Raw genomic sequence first — 10,375 nt, 5'->3', positions numbered from 1 at the left:
AGATGTGTATAAGAGACAGGCCCGGATCACGGCGCCGTCCGGCTCGTAGAGGTAGCGGCCGACCGGGCCCACGGGCGGGGCGGGGAGCGGGCCGGGGGCGGTGAGGGTGGCCCCCGACGGGAGCAGGGTGGCCCGGAAGCAGCCGGGATCGGTGCCCTCGCCGAACCAGAGCACGGCCTCCTTCACCTCACCGCCGTCGGAGATCCACTCGGCCTCGGCCTGCGGACCGATCGCCTCGTGCGGGACCCCGGGAGCGATCTTCAGCGCGGCTCGCGGAGCCTTCAGCGCGGCCCCGGTCGCCCAGGACAGCGGCGGCGAGTACGCCTCCGGGTCGAAGATCCGGCCCCGTCCGCCGCGCCGGGCCGGATCGACGAACACCGCGTCGTACGGGGAGGTGTCGATCTCCGTGACGTCCGCGCACCGCACCTCGACGCGGTCCTGGAGGCCCAGCGCCTCCGCGTTGGCGCGGGCGACGTGGGCGGTGAGCGGATCGCGGTCCACGGCCAGCACCGAGATCCCCGCCCGGGCCAGGGCGATCGCGTCGCCGCCGATCCCGCAGCACAGGTCGGCGACGCTGCCCACACCGCCGAGCCGGACGAACCGCTGGGCACGGTGGGCGGCGACCGACGCACGGGTCGCCTGCTCCACCCCGTCGGGCGTGAAGAACATCCGGTACGCGTCGGCCGCCCCGAACTTGGCCACCGCACGCTGCCGCAGCCGGGCCTGGCCGAGCGCCGCCGAGACCAGCGAGGCCGGGTGGGTGCGGCGCAGCCGCGTCGCGGTGGCCAGCTCCCGCGCGGGGTCGTGGTCGCGTAGTTCGTCCAGGAGCGCCGCGCCCTCGGGGGTGCGCAGGGCGGCGAAGGCGGCGAGCGGTCCGGTCTCCGCGTGCGGGTGGGCCTCGTCGGGCGTGGGGAGGGCGTTCACCGGTCCATTGTGAGCCAGTCGGGGGGCCGGGCGGAGCCGGTGGAGTGTCGGGGCCGGGCGACGGAACGCGGCTGGCAGGATGCGGCGCCATGCAGACAGTACGACAAAACGAAAAATTGTCCCGGAATCGTCACAGACCGGTCTGCGCGCTGGCGGCAGCCCTGCTGGTCGCCTCCGTCGCCTCCGGGTGCGCCGGCCAGAGCGGTGACGGGCCCGGCCCCGCGCGGTCCGCCTCGCCCGCCGCGGGCCTGCCGGGGGCGGCGGCCGGCCAGGCGGGACCCGCCCCCGCGGCGGACGCCCGTGCGGAGGAGGTGAAGCGGCAGCAGGCGGCCCGCGTGGCCGCGGCGAAGAAGTGGGGGCTCGCCCAGGTCCCGCTGACGGCCCCGGCGCCGCCCGCGCGGAAGCCGCACCTCACCACCCGCGAGGGCTTCGAGATCGACGGCGCCGAAGGCGAGGACCTCCCCCCGGTCTTCACCACCGTGCCGACCGAGGAGCGCGTCGTCTTCCTGACGATGGACGACGGTTCGGAGAAGGACCCCGAACTGCTCCGGATGATGACGGAGCTGAACATCCCGTACAGCGCCTTCCTCAGCGACTACGAGGTGAGCGACGACTACGGCTACTTCGAGGAGATGCAGAAGCGCGGCGTCACCCTGAACAACCACACGCTCAACCACCCCTATCTGCCCGGGCTCTCGAAGGACGAGCAGCGCGAGGAGATCTGCGGCGAGCAGGACAAGATCGAGCAGCGCTTCGGGAAGCGGCCCACCCTGCTCCGGCCGCCGTACGGCAACTACAACGGCGACACCCTGCGCATCGCCAAGTCCTGCGGCGTCAAGGCGGTGCCCCTCTGGGCCGCCGAGGCGTTCCCCGACCACATGGAGTGGCGGGAGTGGGACCAGGACCTGCACCCGGGCGACATCATCCTCACCCACTTCCGCGGCCCGTCGGACTGGGACGCGTCCATGGTCGACCTGGTCCGCAACGTCATGAAGACGGTCACCGAGAAGGGATACGCGGTGGCGAGGCTGGAGGACTACGTCTGACACGCCGTCCGCCGCCGGGCGGACCCCTTCGAGCGGGACCCCGCCGTGCGGAACGCAGCGGCGGGGTCCGGCGTTGTCCGGGCGTGGCCGCGGCCCGTCCACGCCACGCGAGGATGGTGAATTGGCACTCCGCTTGACCGAGTGCTAATCGCGGCCATAGTCTCAGGTCTGGCACTCCCCACTGGAGAGTGCCAGCACCACTGCGCGACAGGGCAGGTCCGGCACCCGCGACGACGGATCGACCTGGTCGCCGACCCACAGACTGTTAAACCCCGTGAGATCTCCGAAGGGGGAGACCGGATCGTGTCGACCACCAGCTCCAAGGTTGCGATCAAGCCGCTCGAGGACCGCATCGTGGTCCAGCCGCTCGACGCCGAGCAGACCACGGCTTCCGGCCTGGTCATTCCGGACACCGCCAAGGAGAAGCCCCAGGAGGGCGTCGTCCTGGCCGTGGGCCCGGGCCGCTTCGAGAACGGCGAGCGCCTGCCGCTCGACGTCAAGACCGGCGATGTCGTGCTGTACAGCAAGTACGGCGGCACCGAGGTGAAGTACAACGGCGAGGAGTACCTCGTCCTCTCGGCGCGCGACGTTCTCGCGATCGTCGAGAAGTAGTTCACCCACGTTTGCTTCCGTTCTGCGCCCCTGGCCCCCTGCGAGATGACTAGCCGGGTGGCAAGGGGCGCAGTTCGTTCGAGAGGACACATCTCAGCCCATGGCGAAGATCCTGAAGTTCGACGAGGACGCCCGTCGCGCCCTTGAGCGCGGCGTCAACAAGCTTGCCGACACGGTGAAGGTGACGATCGGTCCGAAGGGCCGCAACGTCGTCATCGACAAGAAGTTCGGCGCTCCCACCATCACCAACGACGGTGTCACCATCGCGCGCGAGGTCGAGCTCGACGACCCGTACGAGAACCTCGGCGCCCAGCTGGTGAAGGAGGTGGCGACCAAGACCAACGACGTGGCCGGTGACGGCACCACCACCGCCACCGTCCTCGCCCAGGCGCTCGTGCGCGAGGGCCTGCGCAACGTCGCCGCGGGCGCCTCCCCGGCCGCCCTGAAGAAGGGCATCGACGCCGCCGTGAAGGCCGTGTCCGAGGACCTCCTCGCGACCGCCCGCCCGATCGACGACAAGGCCGACATCGCCGCCGTGGCCGCGCTCTCCGCGCAGGACCCGCAGGTCGGCGAGCTCATCGCGGACGCGATGGACAAGGTCGGCAAGGACGGTGTCATCACCGTCGAGGAGTCCAACACCTTCGGTCTGGACCTCGAGTTCACCGAGGGCATGGCCTTCGACAAGGGCTACCTCTCGCCGTACATGGTGACCGACCAGGAGCGTATGGAGGCCGTCCTCGACGACCCGTACATCCTGATCCACCAGGGCAAGATCGGCTCGATCCAGGAGCTGCTCCCGCTGCTGGAGAAGGTCATCCAGGCGGGTGGCTCCAAGCCGCTGCTGATCATCGCCGAGGACGTCGAGGGCGAGGCGCTCTCCACCCTCGTCGTCAACAAGATCCGCGGCACCTTCAACGCCGTCGCGGTGAAGGCCCCGGGCTTCGGCGACCGCCGCAAGGCCATGCTCGGCGACATCGCCACCCTCACCGGTGCGACCGTCATCGCCGAAGAGGTCGGCCTCAAGCTCGACCAGGCCGGTCTGGACGTGCTGGGCACCGCCCGCCGCGTCACCGTCTCCAAGGACGACACCACCATCGTCGACGGCGGCGGCGACTCCGCCGACGTCCAGGGCCGGGTCAACCAGATCAAGGCCGAGATCGAGTCCACGGACTCCGACTGGGACCGCGAGAAGCTCCAGGAGCGCCTCGCGAAGCTGGCCGGCGGCGTCTGCGTGATCCGTGTCGGTGCCGCCACCGAGGTGGAGCTCAAGGAGAAGAAGCACCGTCTGGAGGACGCCATCTCCGCGACCCGCGCCGCGGTCGAGGAGGGCATCGTCTCCGGTGGTGGCTCCGCGCTCGTCCACGCCGTCAAGGTCCTGGAGGGCAACCTCGGCAAGACCGGCGACGAGGCCACCGGTGTCGCGGTCGTGCGCCGCGCCGCCGTCGAGCCGCTCCGCTGGATCGCCGAGAACGCCGGCCTCGAGGGCTACGTCATCACCTCGAAGGTCTCCGAGCTCGACAAGGGCCAGGGCTTCAACGCCGCGACCGGCGAGTACGGCGACCTGGTGAAGGCCGGCGTCATCGACCCGGTGAAGGTCACCCGCTCCGCCCTGGAGAACGCCGCGTCCATCGCGTCGCTGCTGCTCACGACCGAGACCCTGGTCGTCGAGAAGCCGGCCGAGGAAGAGGCCGACGCGGGCCACGGCCACGGTCACTCGCACTAGTACGTCCGGTACACAGCCGAGGCCCGGTGCCCCCGTCGCGGGGGCACCGGGCCTCGGTGCTTCGCCCCGTCGCAGTGCGGCGGGGCGAAGTGCTGCCGGGGGCGGGGGCAGCGGCGGCGGGTCCGGCGGTGCGCCGGCGCACCGGAAAGGGGCCCTGCGGCCCGAGGCGGTCTACGCCGAGCGCGACAGCGCGTCCCCGTGGACCGGGTCCGCGAAGGGGCGGCCGGACGCGAAGCGTTCCAGCTCGTCCAGCGCCTGGTCCGCCATCCGGTGCAGTTCGTTGCCGAGCGAGCCCGCGACATGGGGGGTCAGCAGCACGTTCGGCAGGTCGTAGAAGGGCGAGGACGCCGGGGGCGGGTCGGGATGGGTCACATCCAGCACCGCGTGCAGCCGGCCACTGGTCAGTTCGGGGAGCAGCGCCTCCTCGTCGACCAGTGAACCCCGCGCGGTGTTGATCAGCGTCGCGCCCGTCGGCATCGCCGCCAGCTGCGCCGCGCCGATGAGACGGTGTGTCTCCGGAAGCTGCGGGGCGTGCACCGAGACCACGGAACTGCTCGCACACAGCTCGTCGAGCGTGGCGAGCCGGACGCCCAGCTGCGCCGCCCGTTCCGCGTCGACGTAGGGGTCGTACAGCAGGACGTCCAGATCGAAGGGGCGCAGCAGTTCGATCACCCGGCGGCCGATGCGGGAGGCTCCGACGATGCCGACCGTACGGCGGTAGTTGCCGGAGCCGTCCAGCTCCGCGAGCCAGTCGTGGCCGGAGCGCAGGGCGCGGTAGCGGTCGGCGGAGTGCAGCACGCGCTTGCCCGCGAAGAGGATCGCGGCGAGGGTGAACTCGGCGACGGGCAGGGCGTTGGCGGCGCCCGCCGACGTCACGGCGATGCCGCGTTCCCAGCAGGCGTCGGTGATGTGGTGCTTGACCGAACCGGCCGCGTGCACCACCGCGCGCAGCCGCGGTGCGCGGGCCAGCACCGGGGCGGTGAGCGGCGTCGCACCCCAGCAGGTGAACAGCACCTCGGCCTCCGCGAGCGCGGCGGCCACCTCGGGCGTCGGGTCGGTCAGGTCGTGGGCGACGAGACGGGTGTCCGTACGGGTGAGGGCGGCCAGCCTGGTGTGGTGGCGTTCGGCGAGGAGGCGGCCGGCGATGCCGGGGCCCATGGCGAGCAGGGCCCGGGGCCGGTTGTCGGTGGGGTGCGGCATGGTGGAACTCGTACTCCTCGGGCTCGCGTGGACGGTCACTTGACGCTTCCGGCGGTCAGTCCCGCCTTCCAGTGCCGCTGCAGGGAGACGAAGGCGACGATCAGCGGGATGACGGCGAGGAGCGACCCCGTGACGACGAGGGGGTAGAAGCTCGGCTCGCTGTGGGTGTTCGTGTTCCACGAGTACAGCCCGAGGCTCAGCGGGAACAACTTGCGGTCCGAGAGCATCACGAGGGGGAGGAAGAAGTTGTTCCAGATCGCGGTGAACTGGAAGAGGAACACGGTCACGAAGCCCGGCATGACCATGGGCAGGCCGACGGACCAGAAGGTTCGCAGCTCACCCGCCCCGTCGATACGGGCCGCCTCCAGCGCCTCGTTCGGTATGTAACCCGAGCAGAACACCCGGGCGAGGTACACGCCGAACGGGTTGACCAGCACCGGGATCAGCACCGACCAGTAGGTGTTCACCAGGCCGACCTTGGACGCCAGCAGATACATCGGCAGAGCCATCGCGGTGGTCGGGACGAGCACGCCCATCAGCACCAGGCCGAACAGCTGCTCCTTGCCCCGGAAGGCGTACTTGTCGAAGGCGTACCCCGCGGCGACGCAGATCAGCGAGCAGACGAGCGCCCCGCCGCCCGCGTAGCCGAGGCTGTTGAGGTACCAGCGGAAGTAGATGCCGTCGCCGTAGGAGCCCAGGTCCGACAGGTTCTCGCCCAGGTTGAAGCCGTCGAAGGAGAAGGCGTTGCCGGCCAGCAGGCCGCCGGCGTCCTTCGTCGCGGCGGTGACCAGCCAGACGAGCGGGAAGAGCATGTAGACGACGGCGAGCAGCAGGAAGCCGTTGACCGCTGTCTTCGACATCCAGCGGCCGCGGGAGGCGGGGGAACTCATGCTTTCTTGCCCTTCCGGCCGGTGAAGCGGGTGACGACGAAGGACAGCAGCGCGGCGGTGAGCGCCAGGAGGATGGAGGCGGCCGCGGCGAGGCCGTAGTCGTTGCGTTCGAAGGCCGCGGTGTACGCGTACATGTTCGGTGTCCAGGTGGAGGAGACGGCGGAGCCGGTCCCCTTGTTGAGGATCAGTGGTTCGGTGAAGAGCTGGAGCGAGCCGATGACGGTGAACAGCGCGACCATCACGACGGAGGCGCGGATCAGCGGGACCTTGATGGCGATCGCGACGCGCCAGGCGCCTGCCCCGTCGACCGTGGCCGCTTCGAGCACCGAGCGGTCGATGGCCTGCAACGCGGCGTAGAAGATCACCATGTTGTAGCCGAGCCACTCCCACAGCGCGATGTTGACGACGGAGGGCAGCGCCCCGCCGGGCGAGAAGAAGTCGAAGCCGATGCCGCCGGACTCCATGGCGCTGACCACCGGACTGAGCTGCGGTGTGTACAGGTACACCCAGATCAGCGCGGCGATGATGCCGGGCACGGCGTGCGGCAGGAACAGTGCCAGCTGGAAGAACCGCCGGGCGCGGGCCAGCGTGGAGTCGAGCAGCAGGGCGAGGGCGAGGGCGCCGACGAGCAGGAGCGGAATGTAGAACAGGCAGTAGCCGAGGAGTACGCCGAAGCCCTCGCGGAAAGCCCGGTCGCCCAGCGCCGCCGTGTAGTTGTCGATCCCGCTGAAGACGGTCTCGGTGCCGCCGAAGCCCAGGCCGGACTGCTTCTCGGTGAACAGGCTGAGCCAGACCGCGTATCCGATCGGCAGCACCATGGCCAGAGCGAACAGTACGAAGAAGGGCCCCAGCAGGATGGCGGCGGCCCTGGTCGTCCGGGCGTGCTTCATCAGCCTGCGTCCTCGACCTTCAGACCGCGCTTCTTCAGCTCGGCGACCGTGACGTCGTGGCCGGCCTTCACGGCTTTCCTGATCGTGGTGCCGCCACTGGCGACCTTGCCGAACTGGTCCTTCATCGTGGTGTTCGTGGTGCCGGTGGTCGGGCCCCAGTTCCAGTTCTGGCCGATGGACGTCGCGGCGTCCTCGAACACCTGGTAGATGTCCGCACCGCCGTAGAAGTCCTCGTCGAAGGCCTCCTTCGCGGCCGGACGCAGGGCGGCGGCGGTCGGGAACGCGCTCGAAGTGCCGGACTCGATACGGGCCTTGATGCCTTCCTCGGTGGTGGACATCCAGGTGGCGAACTCGACCGCGGCCTCGGCCTTCCTACTGGTCTTCGGCACCGCGAAGGTGGAACCGCCGAGCATGCCGCTGGCCGGCTTCCCGTCCCAGCTGGGCATCGGGGCGACGGCCCACTTGCCGCTCTGCTCGGGCAGGGTGCTCTTGAGGACGCCCGCGCCCCAGGCCGCGCCGAGGTAGCCGACGGTGCCGCCGTTCTTGAGCGAGCTGGTCCACTCCGGGCTGAACGCGGCGTTGGCGCGGATCAGGTCGTCGTCGAGCATGCCCTGCCAGTAGTCGCTGACCTTGTTCGTCGCGGCGTCGCTGGTGTCGACCTTCCAGGTGTCGCCCTCGGGCTTGTACCACTGGGCGCCGGCCTGCCAGGCCATCGCCTGGAAGGTGGTCGGGTCGTCGGGGAAGAACGTGCCGATGCGGGCCTTCTCGTCGGCCTTCTTGACCTTCTCGGCGGCCTCGCGGAAGTCGTCCCAGGTCTTGGGGGCCTCGATGCCGTACTTCTCGAAGAGGTCCTTGCGGTAGTAGAAGGCCTGCGGCGAGGCGTCGAAGGGGACGGCCCAGTTCTTGTCGCCGAGGGTCGTCAGTTCCACCGCCTGCGGCAGCAGCTGCTTCCTGACGTCCTCGGTGAAGTACTGGCCGATGTCCTGGAGGGCGCCCTGGCTGACGTACTCGGGAAGCTGCGGGTACTCGATGGAGACCAGGTCCGGGGCGTTGCCCGCCTTCACGGCGTTGGAGATCTTGGCGTAGCCGCCGGCGTTGCCGGACGGGATCTCCTCGTACACCACCTTGATGTCCGTGTGGGAGGCGTTGAACGCGTCAACGACCTCCTTGGACCCCTTGGTCCAGCCCCAGAAGGTGATGCTGACCGGCTTGCCGTCACTTCCGGCGGACTCGTCGCCGCCGCTGCCGCCGCAGGCCGTGAGCCCGGGAGGACGGCGAGGGCGGTGGCGGCGCCGACTACGGCGAGGGGCGTTCTGCTGGAACTGCGGCTCACGGCGAGGCTCCTGAACAGGCGACGACATTGGCGTTGGGCGTGATCTTTCGACCAGCCGTGACCGAAGTCAAGAGCGAAAGAGCGATTGATCGAAAAAAGATCAGGAGGGTCGTGTCCGGAGAGGCGCGCGAACCGCACGGAGGACACCCGGCGGAAGGTCCTCGCGGGCGTCCCGGGGGAGCATCCTGGTCGAACCCCCGCCGTCGAACCCACGCCGTCGCCCGGGCCCCCGCGGGCGGGACCTTCGGACACGCCCTACGGCCGCAGGGCCCCGCAGGAGTCCCTGACCCGGAGCTGGGGGAGCAGGGTCAGGTGCCTGCGGGGCGCGCCGGAACCCTGGCCGAGCCGCTCCACCAGCAGCTCCGTCGCATGGCGGCCCACCTCGTGCTTGGGCGGCGCCACGGCGGTGAGCGGGGTGTCCGCGAGCGCCGCCACCTCGTCGTCGTACGCGATCAGCGCCAGGTCCTCCGGCACCCGTACGCCCAGCTCGGCCAGCCGCTGCACCACCTGGATGGCATCCACGTCGTTGTGGATGAGGGCCGCGGTCGCCGCCCCCTCGGCGACGGCCTCGCGAAGCGCCTGCACGGCGTCCTCGAACGCCTCGGGGGCCCGGTCGGCGGGTACGGAGCCGATCACCTCCCCGGGCGGGCGCAGGCCGAGCACGGCCAGCGCCTCGGTGTACCCGGAGCGCACCGCGAGCGCGGTCGGGGAGTCCGCGCGGGCCATCAGCAGCGGCGCCCCGTGCCCGAGGCCCACCAGGTGCCGCACGGCCAGCAGTACGCCGTGCGCATGGTCCGAGCAGACCCGGTCCAGGCCGTCCAGCGGCGAGCCGGCGGTGGGCCTGCGTTCCAGCAGGACCGTGGGCACCGGCAGCGAACCGATCCAGTCGCCGAATGCGGAGGGGTCGCCCGGATGCTTCCAGCCGGGTGCGACCAGCAGCCCCTCGGCGCCCGCGGCGAGCAGCCCCCGGGTGCGGGCGTGGTCCTCCCGCGGCCGGTAGTCGGAGATCCGCAGGACCAGCCGGGCGCCCGCCCGGGCGGCGGCCTCGTGGGCGCCCCGGATGACCTCGGCGAAGTAGTAGGTCGCGGAGGGCGCGAGCATGCCGAGGATCCTGCCGCTGCCCGCCGCACCGGGCCCCGCCACCGGCGTGGCGTCCTGCGGCCACGACACCGAACCGTGGACCCGGTCGAGCAGGCCGCGGGCGGCCAGTTCCTCGACGTCCCTGCGCACCGTGACGGGCGAGACGCCCAGCTGGGAGGCGAGGTGCGAGACCCGGGCGGAGCCCTGGTCCCGGACCAGCCCGAGCAGGCGGTCATGACGTTCGGCAGCACTTTCGCGCACGGTGGCAGTCCCCTCGCAGTGTGTGTGGGCGCCGGCCCTCGGCCCGGCCGGCGCCGGAGTCCTCGTCCGACCCGACGACCCTAGACCAACGTGATCGAACGATGGGAGTTTCGATCATTTAGGCGCGATCCTGCGCCATTCGATCAACCCCGAGTCCAGGAGGACGCACGATGCCGGCCAGGGAGCGTGCCCGGCCCGTCCCGGCTCCGGGTCCGTAGGACGGGTCGCGGGCGATCGGGTCACCGCGGCGGCCACGGCCACCACCGGCCCGGCCCTCGCGGGCCCGAGCGCCGCGCAGGACGGCACCCGTCGGCCGCACCTTCCACCCCGGCTGAGCCGCGTCCCCGCAGGGCGCGACCGGCAGCGGACCGCTCCCGTGGGCGACCCTGGGCGAGGCCGACGCGCGGACCCGCGGG

General features: G+C 71.1%; 8 protein-coding genes and 1 pseudogene. 3 read left to right on the top strand and 6 right to left on the bottom strand.

Features of this window, described 5'->3' with window-relative positions; all coding sequences use genetic code 11:
• Nucleotides 1-924: methyltransferase domain-containing protein (locus tag IH13_RS0112665; protein ID WP_063837432.1), on the bottom strand; the 924-nt coding region annotated here is incomplete at its 3' end.
• An 89-nt stretch (nucleotides 925-1,013) separates the two neighbouring features.
• Here IH13_RS0112665 and IH13_RS0112660 point away from each other — a divergent pair.
• The 3 genes from IH13_RS0112660 to groL all read left to right on the top strand — a co-directional run bounded on the left by IH13_RS0112660 (nucleotide 1,014) and on the right by groL (nucleotide 4,305).
• Complete coding sequence (locus IH13_RS0112660; protein ID WP_037841161.1) at nucleotides 1,014-1,970, top strand: polysaccharide deacetylase family protein; 957 nt, start codon at nucleotides 1,014-1,016, stop codon at nucleotides 1,968-1,970.
• A 303-nt stretch (nucleotides 1,971-2,273) separates the two neighbouring features.
• Nucleotides 2,274-2,582, top strand: coding sequence for a co-chaperone GroES (gene groES / locus IH13_RS0112655; protein WP_003966899.1), 309 nt, complete (start codon nucleotides 2,274-2,276; stop codon nucleotides 2,580-2,582).
• A 100-nt stretch (nucleotides 2,583-2,682) separates the two neighbouring features.
• Complete coding sequence (gene groL / locus IH13_RS0112650) at nucleotides 2,683-4,305, top strand: chaperonin GroEL (RefSeq protein WP_031083879.1); 1,623 nt, start codon at nucleotides 2,683-2,685, stop codon at nucleotides 4,303-4,305.
• A 171-nt stretch (nucleotides 4,306-4,476) separates the two neighbouring features.
• On the opposite strand, the gene IH13_RS0112645 is transcribed toward groL, so the two are convergent.
• From IH13_RS0112645 to IH13_RS0112625, 5 genes and pseudogenes are all read right to left on the bottom strand, one after another.
• Entirely contained in the window at nucleotides 4,477-5,505 is a 1,029-nt protein-coding gene (locus IH13_RS0112645) for a hydroxyacid dehydrogenase (RefSeq protein WP_031083878.1), read from the bottom strand.
• A gap of 35 nt (nucleotides 5,506-5,540) precedes the next feature.
• A complete protein-coding gene (locus IH13_RS0112640) occupies nucleotides 5,541-6,395 on the bottom strand; it encodes a carbohydrate ABC transporter permease (RefSeq protein WP_031083876.1) in 855 nt (284 codons plus the stop codon).
• The gene (locus IH13_RS0112635) at nucleotides 6,392-7,285 is read right to left on the bottom strand and encodes a carbohydrate ABC transporter permease (RefSeq protein WP_031083874.1); all 894 of its coding nucleotides are present in this window, start codon (nucleotides 7,283-7,285) and stop codon (nucleotides 6,392-6,394) included. The genes IH13_RS0112640 and IH13_RS0112635 overlap by 4 nt, the downstream gene beginning before the upstream one ends.
• A pseudogene (locus IH13_RS37320) lies at nucleotides 7,285-8,618 on the bottom strand (ABC transporter substrate-binding protein). The gene IH13_RS0112635 and the pseudogene IH13_RS37320 overlap by 1 nt, the downstream one beginning before the upstream one ends.
• A gap of 255 nt (nucleotides 8,619-8,873) precedes the next feature.
• Nucleotides 8,874-9,959, bottom strand: coding sequence for a substrate-binding domain-containing protein (locus IH13_RS0112625; protein ID WP_031083872.1), 1,086 nt, complete (start codon nucleotides 9,957-9,959; stop codon nucleotides 8,874-8,876).
• Between the last annotated feature and the right edge of the window lie 416 nt (nucleotides 9,960-10,375).

Source organism: Streptomyces sp. NRRL WC-3549 (genome assembly GCF_000721935.1).
Taxonomy (GTDB): domain Bacteria; phylum Actinomycetota; class Actinomycetes; order Streptomycetales; family Streptomycetaceae; genus Streptomyces.
Note: the sequence above shows the minus strand (reverse complement) of the source record. Positions and strands in the feature narration are given on the sequence as shown.

Coding starts and splice junctions, on each gene's coding strand:
- IH13_RS0112660 (WP_037841161.1), top strand. CDS start 1,014: ATGCAGACAGTACGACAAAACGAAAAATTGTCCCGGAATCGTCACAGA.
- groL (WP_031083879.1), top strand. CDS start 2,683: ATGGCGAAGATCCTGAAGTTCGACGAGGACGCCCGTCGCGCCCTTGAG.
- IH13_RS0112645 (WP_031083878.1), bottom strand. CDS start 5,505: ATGCCGCACCCCACCGACAACCGGCCCCGGGCCCTGCTCGCCATGGGC.
- IH13_RS0112640 (WP_031083876.1), bottom strand. CDS start 6,395: ATGAGTTCCCCCGCCTCCCGCGGCCGCTGGATGTCGAAGACAGCGGTC.
- IH13_RS0112635 (WP_031083874.1), bottom strand. CDS start 7,285: ATGAAGCACGCCCGGACGACCAGGGCCGCCGCCATCCTGCTGGGGCCC.